The sequence below is a fragment of the Moorena sp. SIO1G6 genome, from assembly GCF_010672795.1.
Taxonomy (GTDB): domain Bacteria; phylum Cyanobacteriota; class Cyanobacteriia; order Cyanobacteriales; family Coleofasciculaceae; genus Moorena; species Moorena producens.
On sequence record NZ_JAAHFZ010000020.1, the window covers coordinates 70,936 to 93,634 of the forward strand.

Here is a 22,699-nt window from a genome sequence, read left to right on the forward strand (position 1 = left end):
GTCTTTAAGCAAAATGCCACCACCACACAGCAAATTGTGAGCAGACCGCTACTGTTACCAGACATTGCCATTCCTGTGCTATGAAAACGTTCAATTCGCTGACGCAGCCGATCACGCAATTACGGCGAACATCTCAGCACCTTCGCAGTTTTTTGGGATTTAACTCCTCTAGTGCTGCCAAATCCTCAGTTAGCCCACAGCAGGAGAATTTGAAAGGACAACCTCTACAGCCGAGAGAGTCTCCAACCCATGGTGAAGGCACTTCGACTAGCCTAACTTCAGGAAAAGATTGGGGCAAAAGCCAGCACCAAATTCAACAGAGAATTACTCTACCTGTAATGTGGACTTTAGCAGTGGTTTCCCTGACCAGTGTTATGGGAGGGCGCTTTTACAATCAGCCACAGCTACGTGAAGACAGAGTAGCACCACAGACAATCCGGGCACCATTCGATGCTATAGTTGAGGACTCTAAGACCACGGCTGAGAGACGCAAAGAAGCTCAAAGAGGTGCTCAACCAGTCTTGATGATTGACCAATCTGTTACAGAAGGAATTTATCAAAATCTTGATAAGTCTCTGGACGCTGTCGAAGAACTGCGCACTAACAGCGGTGTTTTTCCTTTTGTAAAGACTGATGTACTATCCATCGCCACCCAGCGGTATCTACGGCAAAGTAAGGAATGGGAATGGCGGGCTATCTTGGCATTTTCAGATATCGATAACCATGGCAACGGGTTTGATTCTGAAGCCAAACCACCGACTCCGCCAGAAAATTCATTAAATGTAGCTTTTGTTCAGGCAGTAAGTGAACTGCAAAGCTACCGTCAAAAGTCTTCTGAACAAGAGTTCTCAGCTCTGATTGAGTCAATATCTGCTGCTCGCCAACAGTATGCTCAGGTGTTGCCTCAGCTCTCAGAATACCTTAGCCCTGAATTCAGTAGCCTAAATGATGTTTCCGTACTCGATCTATCAGATCAAGATTGGCAGAAAACCCGCATAGTCATTAAGCAGGCTGCTAGTCGCATCCTGACCCAAGGCATTGTTCCAGGATTACCACCAAATCTGATCCAAGAGGCGGTGAAGGTAAACTTGAGTAGCCTTATGCCCCAGGAAGCTCAACCACTAGCCAAGTATTTACTAGTGAGAGTTTTAGAACCCAACTTGATCGAAAACAAAGAATTAACCAAGCTCATAGCAGAACAGGCAGCAGAAAAAGTGGAACCAATGATGGTTTCAGTGCGGAAAGGAGATGTGATTGTAACCGAAGGTGAAACCATCACTCAAACAGACTTTGTACTACTGGATTATTTCGACTTAAGCCGTCGAGGAATTAACTGGCTGGGTTTGATGGGATTTGGTGGTTTGGTTACTACTACGGTGGGCATCTTTGCCTTAGTGCAACGGCGAGTTCACCCGAAATGGAGACGGCGGGACTACATTTTGGTATTGCTACTGACCCTGAGTATGCCAATATCAATACTTTTCAAGAGTCCCTTCTTCGAGATTCCCTACACTATGCCTGCTATTGCTTTGTTAGTAGGGAACTTTTATGGGTCTACGATGGGCGTGACAGTAGTGGGTTTACTGACAGGCTTAGTGACCTTTAGTATGGAAGTCACTGGAGAACAAGTACTAGCAAATGTTGCTGGTGGTTTACTGGGTGCCTTGATGGCAGGACGAATGCGATCGCGAGAGGAATTGGCTCTGCTCGGAGTTGGGGTGGGCTTAACTCAAGGTGTCGTTTCCCTGATTATCAATCTGATTATTAGTGCCACTGCTAGTACAATTTGGTCTGCAGTTCTGCCAGGAGCCTTGTTATTAGGTTTGTCTGGCTTAGCTTGGAGTATTGTCGCCCTGGGGCTATCACCTTACCTGGAACGTTTGTTTGACCTGGTGACACCGATTCGTCTGGCAGAATTGTCTAATCCCAACCGTCCCTTGCTCAAGCGTCTAGCTACTGAGGCACCTGGAACGTTTCAACATACTCTGTTTGTTGCTTCTTTGGCAGAAGCAGCGGCTCAAGAACTCCACTGTAATGTGGAACTGGTTCGGGCAGGTACGCTCTACCATGACATTGGTAAAATGCACGATCCGTTAGGGTTTATAGAAAATCAAATGGGTGGTCCGAACAAGCATGATCAGATTAATGATCCTTTCAAGAGTGCTGAAATTATCAAAAAGCACGTTACCGAAGGACTGGTTATGGCTCGTAAGCACCAGTTACCCAAGGCAGTGCGGGACTTTATCCCAGAGCATCAGGGGAAATTGCTGATTTCCTATTTTTATTTCCAGGCTCAGCAAAAAGCTCAACTTGAAGGTACTGGGTCTGTGGACGAGTCATATTTTCGTTATGACGGTCCAATTCCCCAGTCCCAGGAAACTGGTGTAGTTATGTTAGCTGATGCCTGTGAAGCGGCGCTACGCTCACTCAAAGAGGTCACTCCGGAAACTGCTCTTACGGTGGTCAATAAAATTCTCAAAGCTCGCTGGCAGGACAACCAATTAGTCGATTCTGGGCTAACCCGGCAGGATTTATCAAAAATTGCCCAAGTGTTCATCAGAGTTTGGCAACAATATAATCACCAACGTATTGCTTATCCAAAGGGAGCGCTTAATTGTCAATCGTCTACTAAATGAAGTACGAAGTCTCAAGTTTTTGTACAGCAAGAGTATGAAACAGTATGAAACACGGAATTTCAGATCTGTTCCACCCTCTTGAATCCTGTTTCTGTACAAACACTGTGCAAGCCTTTGTCCCACTCATCAATGGGTAGTTGAGGTATATAGGCAAATTCAAATACAATGCCGATGGTAGGAATAGAATCCCACTCTGGTGAATTCAGCAGTCGGTCATAGAAACCACCACCGTAGCCCAAACGATACCCCCGCTGGTCACAAGCCACAGCGGGTACAAGGATTAAATTCACATCCTTTGGCTCTAGGGTGGTAGCATTAGGTTTGGGTTCTAAAATACCATAATTTCCTTTTTGCAATGGAACGCCCGCCTTCCAGGTATGCCAGAAGAGAGATTTTCCCACACATCGGGGTAGTCCCCAGCAGTGCTTAGTGTCTGTAAATAGGGGACTTAGATCTGGTTCTTGTCGAAAACTGAAATAGGCTAAAACTGTTTGTGACTGGGTAACTAGGACGCCAGATTGTAGATGGGTACAGATGCGATCGCTTTTTTGCCGCCATTCTTCTACAGACATAGACTGGCGCTTTTGAAGCAGGGATCGGCGTAGTTCTGCTTTGTTCATCTGATCTTCCCTCCGGTTTGATAGGGCGATCATATCAACAAACTATGCTGATAGTAGGTAATCATACCGACTTGCATTTAGCGATGCAGAGGTGCGACCCGTGGCGAATTTAATTCGCCTACGGAAAGCGCACCTAAGCGGTCTTGGGGGAAACCCCCATGAGCGACTGCATCAAGACATGGGTAGGAGATAGGAGCTTGTTCACTCCCATCTCCCCATTCCGTTCAATTGAGCCCTTAAGCAATAAATAATAGCTTAAATAATAGGTTTGAGAGCAACTTGGTATCAGTAATGGGTAATTGGCAACTGGGCTTATTACCCATTACCCATGATCCATTACCTAATGTCACCCATTACCTAATTTCTCCTCTAGCAGGCACTAGTTACCTCTAGTAAGCACCGTTATTTTTGGGAAAAATAACAACACCAATGGTTTTCACGATGATCCATAAATCCAGCCAAAAATTCCGGAAACTGACATAGTAAACATCAATTTGCACACGGCGGTGGTAAGGTATGTCATTGCGTCCAGAAACCTGCCATAAGCCAGTAATTCCGGGTCGAATTGTCAAGACTTTATCCATGTGACGCCCGTATTTGGGCAATTCCTCTGGCACTAACGGTCTTGGACCAACCACACTCATCTGTCCGTTGAGTACATTCCAGAACTGAGGAAACTCATCTAAGCTAGTCAGCCGTAGAAATTTTCCAATTCCAGTAATTCGAGGATCATCCTTGAGCTTGTAATTATCCTGAAATTCCTCCCGTATCTGAGGGGATTTTTCGATCATCTCTAGCAACATTTCGTCGGCATTTTCCACCATAGTTCTAAATTTCAGGCAAGCAAAAGGTTTGTAGTCTTTACCCACCCGCTCCTGAACATAAAAAATTGGTCCAGGTGAGCTGATCACAATTAGCAATGCCAGTAGCAGGTAAACGGGAAAAAACGAAATCAGAACTGATAGGGAAAAGGTCACATCAAACAGTCGCTTGGCAAAATTTCCGTCTAAGCGATAGCGAGTCAGATTCTTGTGTCTACGACGTGAAACGAGGGGCTGAAAACCTCGCTTCACGAATGCTCGCAATATCTTGACGGAGTTAAGTTGGCTTTCGGCAGTCATCTCACTCCTTCAATTCACACCACACGTCATAATCATAAAGCTACGAGACACTCGCTATAGCGCATAGCCAGCTAGGATATTTAATTTTTTACCAGAGAAATTAAAACTGGTAGTCTTGATAACAGTTTTCCAAAAATGTCAGGTAGCGATCAGCAAAAATGTTGGGGGCAAATTTGGCAGCGTTTAACCGGCTCGCTTCCCGATTAAACTTTCCTGCCAAGGTCTCAAAGGTTTCCATGGCTTCAATCAAAGCCCTTGAGCTTTGCTCTGGAAACAATAGACCTGTACCACTGTCTAAATGTTGCCGAATATCTAGAACTGTTTCTAGTGCCCCACCAGCACCATAGGCAATCACCGGCGTACCACAAGCTTGGGCTTCCACCAGGGCAATGCCGAAATCCTCACAGGCAGCATAGACAAACCCTTTAGCTTTAGCCATATACTGCTCAACCACCTCATTGGGTTGAAATCCCATAAATTTTACATTCTTGTGAGCCAAGTTGCGAATCCCTGCTAAATCTGAGCCATCACCAATCACCACGAGAGGGTATCCCAGTTGATTAAAAGCTTGAACAATTAAAGATACTTGTTTGTAACTTACTATCCGGGAAACGGTCAGATAAAAATCTTCTTTTTCTTCCTGGAAAGGAAAACGTTCAATATTAACCGGTGGGTAAATAACTTCAGCCCTACGCCGATAGCAGCGCCAGATCCGCCGTGCTGTGTGATGAGAGTTGGCAATAAAGTAATCCACCCGATTTGCTGTAATCACGTCCCACTGACGTAACCGATGAAGCAGATAGCGAGTGATCAAGCCTGGAAGACCCTGTCCCATAGAACTACTGCGCAAATAATCAAACGTCAAGTCCCAGGCATAACGCATGGGCGTATGGCAGTAACAGATGTGCAGTTGTTGGGGACTAGTAAGGACACCCTTGGCAACAGCATGGGAAGAGGAGAGAATAACATCATACTCCCCTAGTTCAAGCTGTTCAATCGCTAAGGGTAGCAGCGGCAGATATTTCTGAACCCCTTTACGAGCGAAGGGTAAGTTCTGTAGGAATGTTGTGCCAATAGAGCGCTGATATAGATAACTCTGGGGATTGGTTGATTCAAAATCAATCAGGGCGTACAGGTCAGCATCAATGTGTTTGAGTATTTCTTGCACTACCAGTTCTGAGCCACCAGTTGCTTTGGGAGTCAACCACTCATGAACCAAGGCATATTTCATTAGATCTCAAAGGCAGATTGTTTAACAAAAATGGCGGAATTCCCCATCCAACTTTGACGGTGGGGATGGATAGTCAAATAGTTGATTATATGCTAATATGAATATAACTGGCTTAGGTCTACATGGTTAGGCATGGGCTGATGATAGTCGAGCTAGGTGGAATAGAGATGTAGTCAAAGCGCGTAAACGAACTCGACCACCGTTCGCAACAGCGTGCAGAAAAGGCAAGCGCAAGATGTCATTTAGACATAAATCAACTGGCACGACCGTTACAAACGGCGAAAACCAAGCGGCAAAAAGAATTATTGCCTGTGGAAGACGGGCGACTGCCTGTGGACGCTGAGTAAGACCATCACCAGATTCAGTTCTGGACTTTCTATTCTTAGGGAGTACCCAACGTGGCATCGGCGGATGAAGCGGGAAATCCTAAAGACGAATAAGACCGTCCTTGCTTCGCTGTTAGCGAAGCAAGTTGGGTTACTTCACATATACTACTGGCAGTACTTGAGAAACGAAACATACCATATACTTGAATGGTAAATTTACTATAGACCTAGCAGCTACGGTATTTTGGGTATTGCCTAACTAGCATATAAAAATATCGGGTTTTTCAGCTGCGCTCTAGACGGCGATTCTATAGCGCAGTCAGCCCACCACAAGACATCTAAACAACCTGTCTGGCAATACAGACGTCGAGGTAATAATAGGGTTTTATTAACTGTTTCAACCCCCTAGTTAGCTGAGCAGTAGGTATTAATATCCGCCACTAATTTTGGTTCTGGGGTGGTGGCTTTCTGCAAATTGCTCAAGGCTTCCTCCGCAGCTGAGCGGTCTTGCTTGTTAAAAGCCTCTACAAAGTCGCGAGTCGCCTTGCTGGTATTGCGATACATCTTAATAAAACCAGCTTGATAGTCTTGGAGCTGTTCGTCCTTAACTATTATCGATTCCATGTCTTGAGATGCCCCCTCCATAGCATTAGCTGCCTGGAGCATTGCCTCGGGATCACTTGATTCTCCACCATTAGTCAGGGTTTTAGCTTCTTCAACTGCCTGGTTCGCCACTTCAATAATTTTCTGACATTCAACTTTTTTGCCACTACAGCTAACGGTCAATAAGCTCATGAGTACAGTCGCCGGAACAAGGAGGAAGTACCGCGTTGGAAAATGCATTAATGCTCTCCTAATCAGTTTTGGGTACTCTCGTTGTGGTAGCATATTTTTACCATGCTGGAAAGCTTTAGCTTCATTTCCACAACACTCCACTCTTCAATGCACGGCGTTCAGAGTCAGGATAGGGTGAGCGCGTGGGTGTAGGCTGACTTTGACAGGACTTACGCAAAACTGGGCAACAAACATGCTGATGGTGTAGGGTCCTGAGGGAGACCCTACAAGTAGAGTTGCTGCGTAAGTCCTGATTGAGCCATAATTTTAACTGGTTCAAATAACTGAACGAGATTTCTTAGTTTCCTGGGAATGCTTTGGAGCAATTTATTCTCAATAAACCTGTCAATAATCCCCAAAAGTTTTGAGGGGTTTTGAAAGACGAAAGTATGCTCCAAAAGGAGGTTAGCCTTATTCTTACCCCAAACCCGATCTTTTCCACACCCCATACCCAGTCTAAATCGACAAGCTTGGTGCGTAACTCAACAGCCAGGAAAGTCAGTGTTCCCCTGCTTCAATCGCTGCAGCAAGCTGTTGCAAGGTTTGTGTGACTTGCTCAAGCTGTTTTAGAGACTCATTTTGAGTTTCTGCCAAGGTTTGCACCGCATCACTTAGAGCAAAAAGCTGGTAGCCTTGTTGTTGGACTTGCTGTCCTTGGTTTTGCACTTGAATCACAAAGTTATCGACCCGGTCAGCCAGACGGTCTATAGTTTCGGTAGTGGCAAGCACTGCCTCTCCGATTTGTCCAACAATTAATTCCAAACGACTGATGCGGTTTTCCACCGTCAGCGACTCTTGTATGGTAGGGGTCGTGTTGTATGAAGTGTTTCCCATTTGAGCTGGTTTATCCACCGGCAACGTTTTCAATCAAACATCAATATTGGCCATCAATATCGGCCATCAATATCGGCGCGAGGCAAACAGGCATGGAGTATGAAGTCTTGCCTAGTCTGCTATTAAATGGGGTCAGATCCAAATATCCCCTGTTAATTCGCCAAGGGTATTCTATGATTATTGGTTGAAATAGCAAAATTTCAACCCCTTTGACAGAAAACGTTTCCTAGTTTGATCCCACTCACACCAATTTCAAAGTGACCCTTTGCAGCCAATGGCAAGTATAATGCCGGTGTTAAGGCAATTCAGACTGGGGTGATTTACCTGTTGAGATATTCCTCAAACTGAGCATGTCGCCACGATTTGAGGGATTTATGCCTATCAAATTACCACAGTTGATCAATTAGCCGAATACGACTAGCCGGATAGGAGGTTGAGTTGTCGGATCAAACTTCCACAACAAACAGCTAACGGTCAAAAACTTACAAGGTATTCACTATGCAACTACTATTTCTAGTCCTGCTATGGGTAGTGCTTGGATTTTTGCTCGCCAAGCTGCTGCTCGAAATCATCCCTAAACAGTATTTCACCTGGCTTGGGGGTTTTTTGGTTTTTGCCATTATTGTCCTGCTGTTTTTCACCCCAACCAATGCCCTGGTTTCACCGATATGGACAATTTTCTCACTTCCCTTTCAACCATTGGGCTTAGCACTTCTGCTTTGGTTCCTAGGAGCAATGCGAATTAAAGGTGACAATATCTCTAACCCAGGACCTACCTTGATTTGGACGGGATTTTTTGTCTTGCTTGTCGCCAGCACCCCTTTTCTATCTAATCGGCTGGCTCAACTTCTCGGGCCTGGAGTCGTTCAAAACCAACCTGCGGTTCAAATGGCCAAAACAATCGGGTGGCAGGAGGAAACCTTAACTGCTTTTGTTCCCGATGGGGAATCAATTCAGCTTACTACTAATGCTAGTCCTTTCCCTAGGGACGCTGTGTTGGCTCAACTTGTTCCACCCAATCAAGCCATTGGCATCCAAGCTTTTATCCCTTCTATCGGAGCCCTTGACCAGACTACCAGGGTAATTAACACCTTCTTTAGCAATATTTACTTCCAACTACGAGGAAGACCAGTTACCAGTACAGAAGTTGAATCGCCGACCGCAAGAGATGTTTCTTGAAATATAGACATTATGTTAACTACCCACATGAACCCAATCGGGTATAGTGTGGGTTTCTGGTTTCATCGGAAGTAAACCGATACCACCCTCGGCTCCCACCTTCAGTAAGGGTCGGTAATTTATGATTTGCGGTTCCCTTGAGGCTAAGTACTCCCCGATTTTTGGTGAAAGGTTAAGCCTAAAGGAAGGGAATTGTTTAATATTGTAACCAGGATGGGAATTGTATAGTATTGTAACATGCTGAATTCCCGTCTAAAAAAACTGCTGCTTTACCTGCGCCCATACTGGCGACAGTCAGCCCTAGGTATTTTTGCCCTCCTTATTGTCAATGGACTTGGTGTTTATATCCCCTTACTGATCAGGGATACTATTGACGAGTTGAGTCAAACCTTGAGCTTCGACCAAGTCTGGAGATTTGTGCTGCTTATTCTGATACTCACTTCATTGATGTGGGGGATTCGGATGGCTTCGCGCATCCTATTGTTTGGAGTGGGGCGCAAAGTGGAATTTGACCTGAAGCAACGGATTTTTAAGCATTTGCTGACATTGGAACCAGCCTATTTTTCTCAGAACACGATCGGTGATTTGATTAACCGAGCCACCAGTGATGTGGATAATATTCGGCGTCTATTGGGGTTTGCAGTTTTGAGTCTGGCAAATACGGTGTTTGCCTACTCTTTGACCGTGCCGGTTATGATTGGCATTGATCCGTGGTTGACGTTCTTAGCCTTGGCGGTTTATCCGTTGATGTTGATCATTGTCAAGCTATTTAGTGAGAAACTGCGCAGCCAACAACAAGAAGTCCAGGAGAAACTGTCTAACCTCAGTGAGCTGATTCAGGAAGATATGAGTGGTATCGCCATGATTAAAATATACGCTCAGGAAGAAAACGAGCGTCGTGCCTTCCATCAGCTCAATCAGCAGCTTTTGGGAGCAAATCTCAATTTGGCAAAAACACGAAACTTTCTGTTTCCGATAATTGAGGCTCTTACCTACCTCAGCTTACTGGTGCTGTTAAGCATTGGTCCTGGTTCCATTGAGTCCGGTGCTATCAGTATTGGTGACTTTGTGGCGCTGATTATCTACACTGAACGTTTAGTCTTCCCCACAGCACTGCTAGGGTTTACCATCACTGCTTATCAACGTGGTGAAGTGAGTATTGATCGTATTGAGTCGATTCTCTTGGCTCAGCCTCGGATTACCAATGCCCCAGATTCAGTTAGCCTGCCAACCCCAGTAAGAGGTCAGCTCAAGGCTGTCAACTTGAGTTACACTTACCCCAGCAGTCAAACTCCTGCCCTGAAAAATGTTAGCTTCACGATTAATGCAGGTGAGACAGTAGCGATTGTGGGAGCCATTGGTTCTGGAAAATCTACCCTGGCTAATGCCTTGCCTCGTTTGCTGGATATTCAAGCTAGTCAACTGTTTTTGGATGGATATGATACTACTAAGCTGCCCTTGCAGAACTTGCGGAATGCGATCGCATATGTTCCTCAAGACAGCTTCTTGTTCAGCACTAGCATTAAAAACAATATCTGCTACGGTATACCAATCAGCGAACACTCAGAGGTAGAATACGCAGCTTCGCAATCCCAAATTCACCCTGAAATTATGAATTTCCCCCAGCAGTACCAAACAATTGTCGGGGAAAGGGGAATAACCCTCTCTGGGGGGCAGCGACAACGTACTGCTTTAGCTAGAGCTCTACTGATGGATGCACCAGTGCTGATTCTTGATGATGCACTTTCGAGTGTTGATAATCAGACAGCAACCCAAATACTGGACAATCTTTCCGAAGGAGTCCAGCGCAAAACTGTAATTTTTATCTCCCATCAACTTTCAGCTGCTGCTAAAGCTGACCGGATTTTGGTAATGGACGCAGGGGAAATTGTCCAAACTGGTTCTCATGGTGAACTTCTACAACAACCCGGTATTTATCGCTTTCTTTGGGAGCAGCACCAATTAGAAGAAGTGTTGCAGTAGTTATTGAAGTAGTTAACGTACCGTAAGCTATCAGCTATCAGCGTGTCGCGTATCAGCTATCAGCTTATGGGTTAGGTCACAGCGTCGAAGCCTGTGCCACGCTAGAAGCCTGTGCCACGCTACTGTTCGCCCAGCACCTCAAGTAGCGCAATCGGTGCTTTTGAATAGAATAAGCTGACCGCTGACCGCTGACCGCTGAATGCTTACAAAGTACCTAATAGCTAATAGTTTATCAACGGGACTGGCCGGATTCGAACCGGCGACCTAGCGCTTCAGATTGGTGTGAGTTTCCCCACTCTCTGGACTATACCTTCACCCTAGGACCTTTTAAGGTTAATACCCCTTAGGTGGTGGCCGTCTAGTCTCTCCACCTTCCTGCATTTAACCTCGACGATGACTCGCACACAGATTCAGGCTTGGCTCGGTATTGCCTTAGAGTACTGAGTAAGCTAAATACCCCTTAGGTTTCACCGAATTTGACCACATTCACTCACGGAATTTCTTCCATGGTGCCCGATTTTTCAGGAGGCGCTTGCTCTATCCAGCTGAGCCACAGCCCCAATCGCAATATAGCCCTATATTATCACAAAAGCTGTTGATCAAGCATCTCTAGCCATACCTCATCAGGGTTGAATATCCCCGTTAACCCAATTGGTCATAGGTAATGGGTAATCGAACCGAATTTTTAAACAGTTTGTTGGTTGACGCTCTTGCTTAGAAAAGTGGGAACTATAGAACTAATCCCGATTAGCTCCCATATGGGGGAAGAGTATGTTCCGGTCATGGCTAAATATTCAGCTAATTAAAAATAATCAATTAAAAATAACTAATTAATAACTAAGATGACAGAAATTTATGCGAGCCCAAGAACATTTGCTGGTAGTTATTGGACATAGATGATGAGCAAGCTAGGTAAGCTTCCCAAATCTAGTCACTATACTATCTGGTTAGGATTACTAACCTTTTTGATAGTGACTATGGTAGTTCCTGCTGTAGCCCATCCTGATCATTCGGTACTGGGGAGTAGAGCAAAGGTCGGTGGAAACCAGGAACTCGTTAGTGCTATTTCTAATCCCCAAACCCTTGTGCTAGAACCCACCAAGCATGGTTCAGAGTTGCTAGAGCAAGGCAGAACTCTCTATGAAGCCGGACGATTTGCTGAGGCGGCTGCTGTCTGGCAACAGGCAGCTGTTGGTTTTGAGCAACAAGGTGATGAAGTGGGACAAGCTTTGAGCTTGAGCTATCTCTCCTTAGCTGACCAACGATTGGGAAAATGGCAGCAAGCCCAGAGTGCTATTGACCAAAGTTTGAAGATTTTGCAGGGTATACAACTTAGGGAAAAAGGGTCGATTTTGGCTCAAGCGCTGACTATTCAGGGCAGTCTCAGAAATGCGATGGGACAAACGGAATCTGCTCTGGAAAGTTGGCAAAACTCAGAAGCTACGTATCAATCTCTAGGGGATGAGGTTGGCATCTTGGGTAGCCAGATTAACCAGGCTCAAGCCCTACAAACTATGGGCTTCTACAGGCGATCGCGAAAACTCTTAGAAGCTGTCAATGAAAAGCTCCAAGCTCAAGATGATTCCCTGCTTAAAGTCAAGGGATTGCGGAGTTTGGGAGTGGCTTTGCAAGTAGTGGGAGATGTACACGAATCCAGGGAAGTTTTAGAGCAAAGTTTGGAAATCGCCCAGAAGTTAGATTCTGCCACGGATACCAGTCACATTCTTTTCAGCTTGGGAAATACTTCCAGAAACTTACAAGAGCCGGAAACCGCCTTGAAGTATTACCAACAAGTGGTCACAAAAGCAACTAGCCCACAAATTCAAACTGAAGCACAACTCAACCAACTCAGCCTTTATATAGAACTAGACCAGCACAAGAAAGCGATCGCACTATTGCCTGCCATTGAATCTAATCTAGCTCAGCAGCCCCCCAGTCGAACCACAGTCTATGCTGCGGTCAACTTTGCTGAGAGCTTGTCAAAGTTGGCAGCTGCTTCAACTAGACAGTCACAAGGGGTGCCTATACCTATCCAAAAAGCCGCAAAAATTCTGGCACGAGCAGTGCAACAAGCCATGGAATTGGGGGATCCAACAGCTCAAGCTTATGCCATGACTCAGTTAGGTTCATTGTATGAACAAACCCAGCAGTGGTCCGAGGCTTTGAGGTTAACAGAGAATGCTCTACAGATTGCCCAAGGTAATCATGCCTCAGATATTGCCGCTCGTGCAGCTTGGCAACTGGGGAGGCTGCACAAACAGCAGGGGGATATCAACGAAGCGATCGCAGCTTACGATTCAGCGGTCAAAACTCTCCAGTCACTGCGCTCAGACTTAGTCGCTATCAATCGAGATGTCCAATTTTCTTTCACTGAAACTGTCGAACCGATCTATCGAGAGCTAGTTGAATTACTACTGCAACCTTCTGTCACCACCCCTGAGCCAGGAGGGGTATCCCAGGCAAAAGGCTCAGCAGAAATTAGTCAAGACCACCTGAAAAAGGCGATGCAAGTTATTGAATCGCTGCAATTAGCTGAATTAGAGAACTTTTTCCAGGAAGCCTGTTTAAAAGGTCAACCGAGGCAGATTGACCAAATTGACCAGAAAGCGGCAGTTATTTATCCTATTATTTTGCCAGAACGGTTAGAGGTGATTGTTTCTGTGCCAGGACAAGCCCTCCGTCACTACCAAACTTATATACCTCAAGCAGAGCTGGAGCAGTTCTTCCGACGGATGCGACAATCTTTGAATAGAGCTTTTTCTGAGCGAGCACGTCTCAAGCTCTATCAGCAAGGTTATGATTGGCTGATTAGACCTGCAGAATCTGAGTTAGAAGACCACGGCATCACCACTCTAGTATTTGTGCTAGATGGTTCTTTGCGGAATTTACCCATGTCCGCTCTCTATGATGGTCAACAGTATTTGATCGAGAAATATAGCATAGCTCTAAGTCCAGGATTGCAGCTTTTAGATCCACGCTCCCTTGAATCAAACCAGATCCAAGCTATAACTGCTGGGCTGAGTGAGGGTCGCCAAGGTTTTAAGCCGTTGCCAGCAGTAAAGCGAGAATTAGAACAGATTTCCTCAAAAATTTCCACAACAGTGCTTTTGAATCAGGAGTTTACTGATAGCAACCTCCAAAACGCTGTTGATGCACAACCTTTCCCAGTATTACATCTGGCAACCCACGGTCAGTTTAGTAGTACTGCCGATGAGACGTTTGTTTTAGCCTGGAACGATCGAATTAATGTCCGGCAATTCAATTCACTACTGCGCTCAAGAGAAAGACAAGACACTAATCCCATTGAATTATTGGTACTCAGTGCTTGCCAAACTGCTAGAGGGGATAATCGTGCTGTCTTGGGGTTAGCTGGAGTAGCAGTACGTTCGGGAGCACGGAGCACCTTAGCTACCCTATGGGCAGTAAGGGATGAATCTACTGCTCAGCTGATGGCTGAATTTTACAAGTATCTGGCTCAAGCAGGTGTAACTAAAGCTGAAGCATTGCGCCGTGCTCAGTTAGCGCTATTGAAAGGGGAATATAACCATCCTGTCTACTGGGCTCCCTTTGTGTTAGTGGGAAATTGGTTGTAATTGCTCTATAGCAGAAGTCAAAAGTCAGAAGTCAGAAGTCAGAAGTCAAACTCTTGCGCTTACAAAGGGTGTGAGACTTTTGTCATGTCCTAACTGCCCTGGCGACTGCTCTATCTCTAATCGAAGGACTTTTCAAACACATTCTTAGAGGACAATTGGGCATCAAACATACTAGAAATAAAACATAAAACAAACATGAACGCAAACATTAGGCGTTTATATTGAAAGTTCTAGCAACCCTCAAAATAAAAATTAGAAAGCGGTAAATAATCTGCTCTGCTTTCTGTGCCCAGCATGATCATAAAGAAAGTCCTGCAGCAATAGGAAATATTTTATGAAATCAAACAAATTAGCCGTGAGATTACCACTTTGTTTTACTTTACTATTCCTAGGAATGAATCTCATCCACAGTTTGCCAACTCAGGCGATCGGATTCAGAAATACGCAGAATCCAAGACCGGAGAGAGCAAGGGGAGGAGCTTCCCGGGGTGAAGATATTTGTTTCTCTGATGCTAAAACCACCACTTCATCAGTCACACCGCTGATGCCAGCCACTAATTTGGGCTTAACGGTAGCAGAACGTCCAACTTTGCTGGTATATGTTCCTCAGACTTCAGCTCAAGAAGCTTTTTTAAGTTTCGAGGATGAACAGCGAAACCATCATTACCAGTCCTTTATACGTCTGCCTAATCAGCCAGGTGTAATGGCGGTTCAATTACCACCTGAGGCTCCACCACTAAAGGTCGGTAAGAATTACCAGTGGTCTTTGGTGATGATTTGTGGGGAGTATTTAGAACCAGATAGTCCTGAGGTAACTGGATGGATTCGTCGAGTTGAAGCCAATTCTACCTTGATGAATCAGCACACATTAAAAGCCTCACTGAAAAAAGCCTCATTGTTGGCTAAAGATGGGATTTGGGTCGATACTGTCGCTACCCTCGCTGATTTAAGGCGAGCTGAACCAAGAAATTCAGTCTATCGCTCCCATTGGGAAGAACTGTTACAATCAGTAGGACTAAATGCGATCGCTAACCAGCCGTTGCTCAATAAATAAACTATAAATCACTGAACATCAGGCCATCAACTCTTATCCTGCAATCCTTGCTTTGCAAGGATTTAACCCTATGGGGCTCAAGGGGTTAGTTAGCAGCTGATCTGTGATAAATCCAAAAAATCTCGCTTCTTAAACCCGTGGTTTTAAACCAGGGGTTTAACATGGGGCTTAAAACAACTTACGGAATTGATTCCGTCCTATCCTGTCAATAGCTGAACTAAGAAACTCAATCAAGTATATAGCAATTATTCTTTGGGTGAGGTACAAATTATTCGGTTTTAGGGAGCAGGGAGCAGGGACTTCGGAGCAGATAACGGAGCAGATAACAGGTAAGTCGGAAGAGGGAAGAGGTAAAAAATTCTGTGTACCTCATAGCTATGATAATTGCTATAGTTGAGTCAGTTAGCAATTACCCATTACCAATTAGCCTCAATCATTCCATAATTGGGCAACGTCAATTTTTATCCCTTTTTTGCTTTTTTTCTCAAGACTGTTACTTAGTCAGGATTTACTGGGAACTCTGTAGGTAAGTTATCGACGGGTTAGTGACTCACCACAAAAGCAGTTCTACCGGTCGATGCTATTCCTGGAATCCTGCCAACCAATAGAAGCGCCTATAGGCTTCTCACCAAGGTTGGTAGAGAACAAACCTGACCTAGATTAGAGATTGACTAAGGGGAATGTGGCTTCACTTTAAAGAGCGTTTGAAGCAATGGCGCTTTGTATTTATAATAGCTCCAGTTGTGGCTGCACTAGTCACTGTTTTGGATACGGCAGGATGGTTCCAGCTACTGGAGTGGGCTACCCTGGATCAATTTTTTCGCCTGCGTCCGGTTGAAGACATTGATAATCGCATTGTGATTATCACCATAGATGAATCGGATCTGACTCAACTGGGAGGATGGCCGATTTCTGATGCTGTTTTAGCTGAGTTAATCACAAAAATTAAAGCATACCGGCCTCAAGGTATTGGTCTGGATATTTATCGCGATTTTCCAGTGGAACCTGGTTATCAGGAGTTCGTTGAGGTGATGAAGTCCACACCCAACTTGATTGGAGTGAAGTCCCTCGTGAGGGATAAAAGAGTTGCCCCACCTCCGACCTTAGCACAACGAGATCAAGTTGCTCTAGCAGATTTGGTGCTAGATGGGGATGGTAAAGTAAGGCGAAGCTTGATATCAGCAGCAGATGAATCCGGTAAGGATATACCTACTTTAGGCGTTAGATTGAGCTTGATGTATCTTCAAGCCAAAGGGATCAATCTCAAAAAAATCAATGGGAGGCGCGAGTATTACCAATTAGGTCAAGCAAGATTTTTCAATCTAACCGAGAAAAATGCTGGTTATCAAGGTGCAGATCTTGGAGGCTACCAAATATTGTTGAATTACCGTGGCACCCAGGAGCGCTTCAATACAGTTTCAATCAGTGATGTTCTGAGCAATAGAATTTCGCCGGAGCAGTTGTACAATCGCATTGTTTTGATTGGTATGACTGCACCGAGCCTTAACGACATTTTTCCGACGCCCTATGATAGCAGTCTCAGCTCTATCGTTCAGGAAATGCCTGGTGTTGTTATTCATGCCAATATCGCCAGCCAGATGTTGAGTGCAGCACTTGATGGACGACTTCTGCTGCGAGTATGGTATGTTAACGCACAGGGGCTGTGGATTTTTTGCTGTTCGTTGATCGGAGCCGTAGGAAGTTGGGTATTACCAGAGACTAACTGGTTAAGAAAACATCTCCTGAGCAAATTAATTCTGAGTATTTTGATGACAGGGGGCATGATTGTCGGTGGTAGCTATTTAGTCTTTCTAACAGGTTGGTGGATTCCTGTAATTTCCCCATTAATAGCTCTATGTTTATCGGCGATTTTAGGAACTAATACCCATAATCAATGGCAATTGAAACAAGCTAACCAGCAATTGCAAGATTATTCTCGCACTCTGGAGGTCAAAGTTAAGGAGCGCACTCAAGAATTAGAAACAGCCAAAGTAGCTGCTGATGTTGCTAACCAGGCAAAAAGCGAATTTTTGGCTAACATGAGCCATGAACTGCGCACTCCCCTCAATGGCATTCTGGGATACGCTCAAATCCTCAAACGCTCTTCAAATATAAGTAAATCAGACCTGGATGGCATCGGTATTATTCACCAGTGTGGCTCCCATTTACTTACTTTAATCAATGATATTTTAGACCTATCGAAAATTGAAGCTCGGAAACTAGAGCTGCACAAAAGTGATATTCATTTTACTTCATTCTTGATGGGCGTGGTAGAAATTTGTCGGATTCGTGCCCAGCAAAAAGGTATATCGTTTATTTACCATGCCGAGCCTCAGCTGCCAGTGGGTATTTATGGGGATGAAAAACGCCTGCGGCAAGTTTTAATTAATTTACTGGGTAATGGGATTAAGTTTACTGATACTGGAAGTGTGACCTTTCAAGTAAGTTTAATCGGTTCATCGTTGAATGGTGACCCTTCCCACACAATCAGGTTTCAAATTGAAGATACTGGTGTCGGGATGACTCCAGAACAATTGAAAAAGATTTTTTTGCCGTTTGAGCAGGTAGGAGATACTAAAAAACAATCAGAAGGCACTGGCTTGGGATTGGCAATTAGTATGAAGCTTATTTCCCTAATGGGGAGTGAAATCAAAGTGGAAAGTACCTTAGGTGAGGGAAGTAGGTTTTGGCTAGATTTGGAACTAGCAACCACTACCGAATCGCCCCAGCAAGAAACAGTCGTAGACAGCAGCAATATTGTTGGCATTAAAGGGAAACGTCCAACCATACTAATAGTGGATGATCATCTCAACAATCGCTCGTTACTCATTAACCTACTAGAGTCGATTGGATTTCGTTGTTTTGAAGCAAGTAATGGTCAAGAAGGTTATCAGCAAGCAACAGAAATTAAGCCCGATTTAATTTTGACAGACATTGTGATGCCAATTATGGATGGATTGGAAATGATCGGTGCTATTAGGAAATCACAGCAATTGCCAAATGTAGTGATTATGGTTGTATCTGCTAGTGCCTTTGAAACTGACATAACAAACAGTATAAAGACTGGAGCTGATGCATTTTTATCTAAGCCAATTAACATGGATTATCTTTTTAATCAGTTACAAAAATATTTAAAAATTAATTGGATTTATGAACATAATAACAACCTAGAAAGTATAACTTCAGAAAATCTATCACTGGAGACAGGTGAAATTTTTGCTCCACCAGCTGAGGTAATTGATCAGCTATTTGAATTGGCCAAAAGAGGCAATATCCATGGCATAGATAAAACCTTGGTTGAACTGGAACAGAGCGATAAAAAATATCGGCATTTTGCCAAGGAGTTAAGGCAATTAGCAACTAGCTTTCAGGTTAAGCAAATTCGGGAATTTATAAAATCGTTCAGGGGGTAAATCCATGACTATCACTAAAGTTGATCAAGCCACTATCTTGATCGTTGATGACAATCCCACGAATTTGAAAGTGTTGTCGGAAGCGATCGCAAATTCGGGATGGGAAATATTGGTAGCAACTGATGGTGAAACGGCTATCGATCAGAGCGAATATGCAACACCAGATCTAATTTTGTTAGATGTAATCATGCCGGTAATGGATGGTTTTGAAACCTGCCGCCGACTGAAATCTAATCCGGCAACTAATGAAATACCAGTGATTTTTATGACTGCTCTGAATGACACGGTTGATAAGATCAAAGGTTTGTCCCTGGGGGCTGTAGATTACATCACCAAGCCGTTTCAGACTGAAGAAGTGTTAGCCCGTCTCAAGGTGCATTTACAACTGCATTTCCTGACCAAACAACTAGAAGACCAAAATTTGTACTTAGAGGAGCGGGTAGCGGAACGCACTGCTGATCTACAACAGGCAAACCAGCAACTGCGAGAATTAGAAGCTCAGCTACGCAAAGCTCTAGCCCAAGAACAAGAATTCAATCATCTTAAATCTCGGATGATCATAGCCATTTCCCATGAGTACCGCACGCCCTTGACCAGCATTCTCTCCAGTTCTGAACTGCTGGAAGCTTACTGCCATCGATGGGATAAATCTAAACAAAGCCAACATTTTCAACGGATCCGAGCAGCTGTTCAACGGATAACGGACTTAATGGGTAATGTGATGTTCCTGAATAAGGCAGAATTTGAACAACTGGAGTTTCAGCCTACTCCTTTGGATTTAGGGGTATTTGTGCGTGATCTAGTGGATGACATGCAACAGCACTATGGTGATAAACATCACCTGATTTTAAACATTGATCAAGACTGTGGGCGACCGTTGTTTGATTCTAAGCTGCTACTGCAAATCCTTACCCATCTGATTGACAATGCCATCAAGTATTCCCCTAATGGAGGCAAGGTTTTGATCAAGTTTACCTGTCAAAATAACCAAGTTATTTTTGAGGTGAGTGATGACGGGATTGGCATTCCTAGGAAAGAGCAACATAATCTATTTAATGCTTTTCATCGAGGCTCGAATGTAGAAAATATTTCTGGTACTGGACTGGGGTTAGCCATTGTCAAAAAATGTGTCGATATTCATGGTGGGACAATTAGTCTAAACAGTGATGTTAGCGTTGGCACTACTTTTACGGTAATGCTGCCTCGTAGAGTATTAGATGCGGATCAACTGCTCAAGGTAACTGGAAAGTCCATTCCTGATTACCAATCTGGATCACATTTCCTGCACTAAGCCAAAAGGGTTGATGGGAACTAAGCCGCTGTTGGTCCACAAAAGTACCATTGGAACTACCCACATCAATGATTTGGTAGCGCACTTTGTCCTGAGGCTCTGGAATTTGGAGAATTTGGGCATGGTTGCGAGAACACATCGCATCTTCTAACACTAGGGTGTTCGTGGGTTCTCTGCCAATGGTGAAAGGATTAGCAGACAAAACAATCATGGCACCGGATGAACGGTTTACTAAACGCCCCTTGCTTGCTGGGGTAGGATTGGAAAAAAGTACGGTTGGGGCAAGTACTGGTTGATCGCGAATGGGCAGACTGGGTGTGGCGGCTGATTCGTCTGGAATTGTAGCCCTAGGTACTTCCTGATTGACAATGGAGTGTTTAGAGTTAGCTTCTCCACCAGGGAGGATATTGACTTGCTGGATTGGTGGTGGGGAGAGTTCTGGGCGACCAGCATTGGCAATCTGCATTTTTAGGACGGCTTCATGTTCTGCTTCCTGTCGAGCACTCATCCCTTCGACTTGACGAATTATCCCGCGTGTGTTAGGAAAGCTGATGTCACTGACTCGCACATCTTCGATGGAAAAGCCTACGGTATAGTAAACGTCAACATGGTCGAGAATGTATTGTCGGACTTCTACCCGTCCCTGATTGGTTAACTGTTCCATCCTTAGGTGACTAATTGCTACTCCTAAACTATCTTTAACGGCACTAGTTAGGGCAGCAATGGGGTCAGATATTTCTAGGGCAACTCGTTTGGCATCTACCACTTGATACATTACATTCAAAGAGACATTGACCAGATACTGATCCCGGGATAGAAAGTCTCCTTGGGAAGTAATGGGTAAGTGCCTGAGTTTGCTGTCTACTAGGAGCAGTTCACATTTTTCTAGCCAGGGTAGGGCAAAGCTGACATGACGCCCTGGTTTCCATACCCGCACACACCGACCATTTTTGACAAATAAAGCAATATAGCCTGCCCCGATAAAGTCCATGCTCCACCCTGCCCAACGGTCTGGGTTGAGGGTTTGAATGAGTGGGGGTGAGTTACCAGACATTAGATTTTGTTTAGAGGAGTGATGGGAGTAGTGCTTTTGTTAGCATTCCGCCGACAGGATGGTCCGATGGAATGCTGCCTGATCAATAGCTAGATGAATGTGGGACAGGGATTTAATGGAACTGGCTTAATCCATTATAACGGTTTGTATAGCGCTACGCGCAAGGCAAAAGGCAAAAGGCAAAAGGCAAAAGTTGACTAAAAGAGCTTTTGCTGGTTGTATCAACGTCCTAACCTTAATCCGTAGTGCTGTACTTGAGTACAATACATCGGGTTGTTTAGAAGGGGAAAGTGTGGGAAGTGTACTAAGGGTGGGGAGATGGGGAGATGGGGAGATCTCACAGGGGTTCCCACCACAAATCATTTTTGCGATCGCGTAGCGGCTCGTACCGAGCATCGCGTAGCGTGACCTAAGGTCAATCGCACTTTTAGAATTTGTTCATTCTTCATTCTTCATTCTTCAGATGTAGATGTAGGGTGGGCAGTGGGTACCAAAAGGATTGTCAGGGTTTGAATTGGTATTAGGCACTGCCCACCTGACCAGTAATCTTATTAAAAATCTAGAGAAGATGTAGATGTAGGGTGGGCAGTGCTTAAACCGATTACAAGCTGATCTTATCGGTCTTAGGCACTGCCCACCCTAGGATTATTTTTATCTATTTTTTAGTGAATTTGATGTTGGTGGGCAGTGCCTAACCAACGGATTACACGCTGATAGTATCGGTATAAAACAATGCCCAACCTACGATTAGGGTTATCAAAATTTAGACAATTCACTCCGATTTTATACTTAATTTGATGTCGTTGGGCAGTGGCTAAATAACCGATTAAAAGCTAATTTTATCCCTCGTAAGCACTGCCCACCCTACGATTAATCTCTATTGCAAATTCCCGATTCCCGATTCCCGATTCCCGATTCCCGATTCCCGATTCTATTGTTTAGTTAATTTAATGTCGTTGGGCAGTGCCTAAACCGATTACAAGCTAATTTTATCCCTCTCAAGCACTGCCCACCCTACGATTAATCTCTATTGCATATTCCCGATTCCCGATTCCCGATTCCCGATTCTATTGTTTAGTTAATTTAATGTCGTTGGGCAGTGCCTAAACCGATTACAAGCTAATTTTATCCCTCTCAAGCACTGCCCACCCTACGATTAATCTCTATTGCATATTCCCGATTCCCGATGCCCGATTCCCGATTCTATTTTCTACTTAATTTAATGTCGGTGGGCAGTGCCTAAACCGATTACAAGCTAATTTTATCCCTCTCAAGCACTGCCCACCCTACGATTAATCTCTATTGCAAATTCCCGATTCTATTTTTTAGTTAATTTAATGTCGGTGGGCAGTGCCTAAACCGATTACAAGCTAAGTTTATCCCTCGGAAGCACTGCCCACCCTACGATTAATCTGCATTCTCCATTCTGCATTCTGCATTCTTCATTCTTCATTCTTAATTTTGCCGATTCCCGATTTCTTAATAAAAAAAAATTTTCTAAACCCCTTGACAATATATTTATTTATTGAT

Annotated in this window: 15 protein-coding genes; 8 read left to right on the forward strand and 7 right to left on the reverse strand. The window is 44.4% G+C overall.

The genetic code is table 11. The annotated features are described in order from the left end of the window. Nucleotides 1-80 precede the first annotated feature (80 nt). Entirely contained in the window at nt 81-2,636 is a 2,556-nt protein-coding gene (locus F6K63_RS19885; protein WP_044491856.1) for an HD family phosphohydrolase, read from the forward strand. A 59-nt stretch (nt 2,637-2,695) separates the two neighbouring features. On the opposite strand, the gene F6K63_RS19890 is transcribed toward F6K63_RS19885, so the two are convergent. The 6 genes from F6K63_RS19890 to F6K63_RS19915 all read right to left on the reverse strand — a co-directional run bounded on the left by F6K63_RS19890 (nt 2,696) and on the right by F6K63_RS19915 (nt 7,602). After that, on the reverse strand, nt 2,696-3,256 hold the full coding sequence (locus F6K63_RS19890) for a 5-formyltetrahydrofolate cyclo-ligase (RefSeq protein ID WP_044491881.1): 561 nt from the start codon (nt 3,254-3,256) through the stop codon (nt 2,696-2,698). Between the two features lie 389 nt (nt 3,257-3,645). Then, nucleotides 3,646-4,377, reverse strand: coding sequence for an undecaprenyl-phosphate galactose phosphotransferase family protein (locus F6K63_RS19895; protein ID WP_008177920.1), 732 nt, complete (start codon nt 4,375-4,377; stop codon nt 3,646-3,648). A 100-nt stretch (nt 4,378-4,477) separates the two neighbouring features. After that, complete coding sequence (locus tag F6K63_RS19900; RefSeq protein WP_287250228.1) at nt 4,478-5,608, reverse strand: glycosyltransferase; 1,131 nt, start codon at nt 5,606-5,608, stop codon at nt 4,478-4,480. Between the two features lie 126 nt (nt 5,609-5,734). Then, a complete protein-coding gene (locus F6K63_RS19905) occupies nt 5,735-6,013 on the reverse strand; it encodes a hypothetical protein (RefSeq protein ID WP_131827274.1) in 279 nt (92 codons plus the stop codon). A 326-nt stretch (nt 6,014-6,339) separates the two neighbouring features. After that, nucleotides 6,340-6,729, reverse strand: a complete 390-nt coding sequence (locus F6K63_RS19910) for a hypothetical protein (RefSeq protein ID WP_287250233.1) — start codon at nt 6,727-6,729, stop codon at nt 6,340-6,342. A gap of 537 nt (nt 6,730-7,266) precedes the next feature. Continuing rightward, nucleotides 7,267-7,602, reverse strand: a complete 336-nt coding sequence (locus tag F6K63_RS19915) for a hypothetical protein (RefSeq protein ID WP_044491879.1) — start codon at nt 7,600-7,602, stop codon at nt 7,267-7,269. A gap of 498 nt (nt 7,603-8,100) precedes the next feature. On the opposite strand from F6K63_RS19915, the gene F6K63_RS19920 reads away from it, so the two are divergent. From F6K63_RS19920 to F6K63_RS19945, 6 genes are all read left to right on the forward strand, one after another. After that, nucleotides 8,101-8,781: a hypothetical protein gene (locus tag F6K63_RS19920; RefSeq protein WP_287312970.1), complete on the forward strand. Its 681-nt coding sequence runs from the start codon at nt 8,101-8,103 to the stop codon at nt 8,779-8,781. A 237-nt stretch (nt 8,782-9,018) separates the two neighbouring features. Continuing rightward, nucleotides 9,019-10,764 carry an ABC transporter ATP-binding protein gene (locus tag F6K63_RS19925; RefSeq protein ID WP_287312971.1) on the forward strand — a complete coding sequence of 582 codons (1,746 nt, stop codon included), beginning with the start codon at nt 9,019-9,021 and terminating at the stop codon, nt 10,762-10,764. Nucleotides 10,765-11,663: 899 nt separating this feature from the next. Next, the gene (locus F6K63_RS19930) at nt 11,664-14,357 is read left to right on the forward strand and encodes a CHAT domain-containing protein (RefSeq protein WP_502708331.1); all 2,694 of its coding nucleotides are present in this window, start codon (nt 11,664-11,666) and stop codon (nt 14,355-14,357) included. A 334-nt stretch (nt 14,358-14,691) separates the two neighbouring features. Next, nucleotides 14,692-15,411, forward strand: a complete 720-nt coding sequence (locus F6K63_RS19935) for a DUF928 domain-containing protein (RefSeq protein ID WP_131827273.1) — start codon at nt 14,692-14,694, stop codon at nt 15,409-15,411. Between the two features lie 680 nt (nt 15,412-16,091). Then, nucleotides 16,092-18,824 (forward strand): CHASE2 domain-containing protein, encoded by a 2,733-nt coding sequence (locus F6K63_RS19940; RefSeq protein ID WP_287247906.1) that lies wholly within the window; start codon nt 16,092-16,094, stop codon nt 18,822-18,824. A gap of 4 nt (nt 18,825-18,828) precedes the next feature. Beyond that, entirely contained in the window at nt 18,829-20,115 is a 1,287-nt protein-coding gene (locus F6K63_RS19945; RefSeq protein WP_008177898.1) for an ATP-binding response regulator, read from the forward strand. Here the strand turns inward: F6K63_RS19945 and F6K63_RS19950 are convergent. Continuing rightward, entirely contained in the window at nt 20,057-21,169 is a 1,113-nt protein-coding gene (locus tag F6K63_RS19950; protein ID WP_287312972.1) for an FHA domain-containing protein, read from the reverse strand. The two genes, F6K63_RS19945 and F6K63_RS19950, sit on opposite strands and share 59 nt — an antisense overlap. 193 nt (nt 21,170-21,362) lie before the next feature. On the opposite strand from F6K63_RS19950, the gene F6K63_RS19955 reads away from it, so the two are divergent. Beyond that, the gene (locus F6K63_RS19955; RefSeq protein ID WP_137985831.1) at nt 21,363-21,548 is read left to right on the forward strand and encodes a hypothetical protein; all 186 of its coding nucleotides are present in this window, start codon (nt 21,363-21,365) and stop codon (nt 21,546-21,548) included. Nucleotides 21,549-22,699 lie beyond the last annotated feature (1,151 nt).

Excerpts from the sequence above, each read along its gene's own strand:
- F6K63_RS19950 (WP_287312972.1), bottom strand. The coding sequence starts at position 21,169 with ATGTCTGGTAACTCACCCCCACTCATTCAAACCCTCAACCCAGACCGT.
- F6K63_RS19935 (WP_131827273.1), top strand. The coding sequence starts at position 14,692 with ATGAAATCAAACAAATTAGCCGTGAGATTACCACTTTGTTTTACTTTA.
- F6K63_RS19890 (WP_044491881.1), bottom strand. The coding sequence starts at position 3,256 with ATGAACAAAGCAGAACTACGCCGATCCCTGCTTCAAAAGCGCCAGTCT.
- F6K63_RS19900 (WP_287250228.1), bottom strand. The coding sequence starts at position 5,608 with ATGAAATATGCCTTGGTTCATGAGTGGTTGACTCCCAAAGCAACTGGT.
- F6K63_RS19925 (WP_287312971.1), top strand. The coding sequence starts at position 9,019 with ATGCTGAATTCCCGTCTAAAAAAACTGCTGCTTTACCTGCGCCCATAC.
- F6K63_RS19910 (WP_287250233.1), bottom strand. The coding sequence starts at position 6,729 with ATGAGCTTATTGACCGTTAGCTGTAGTGGCAAAAAAGTTGAATGTCAG.
- F6K63_RS19895 (WP_008177920.1), bottom strand. The coding sequence starts at position 4,377 with ATGACTGCCGAAAGCCAACTTAACTCCGTCAAGATATTGCGAGCATTC.
- F6K63_RS19930 (WP_502708331.1), top strand. The coding sequence starts at position 11,664 with ATGAGCAAGCTAGGTAAGCTTCCCAAATCTAGTCACTATACTATCTGG.
- F6K63_RS19905 (WP_131827274.1), bottom strand. The coding sequence starts at position 6,013 with ATGCCACGTTGGGTACTCCCTAAGAATAGAAAGTCCAGAACTGAATCT.
- F6K63_RS19915 (WP_044491879.1), bottom strand. The coding sequence starts at position 7,602 with ATGGGAAACACTTCATACAACACGACCCCTACCATACAAGAGTCGCTG.
- F6K63_RS19920 (WP_287312970.1), top strand. The coding sequence starts at position 8,101 with ATGCAACTACTATTTCTAGTCCTGCTATGGGTAGTGCTTGGATTTTTG.
- F6K63_RS19885 (WP_044491856.1), top strand. The coding sequence starts at position 81 with ATGAAAACGTTCAATTCGCTGACGCAGCCGATCACGCAATTACGGCGA.
- F6K63_RS19945 (WP_008177898.1), top strand. The coding sequence starts at position 18,829 with ATGACTATCACTAAAGTTGATCAAGCCACTATCTTGATCGTTGATGAC.
- F6K63_RS19940 (WP_287247906.1), top strand. The coding sequence starts at position 16,092 with ATGTGGCTTCACTTTAAAGAGCGTTTGAAGCAATGGCGCTTTGTATTT.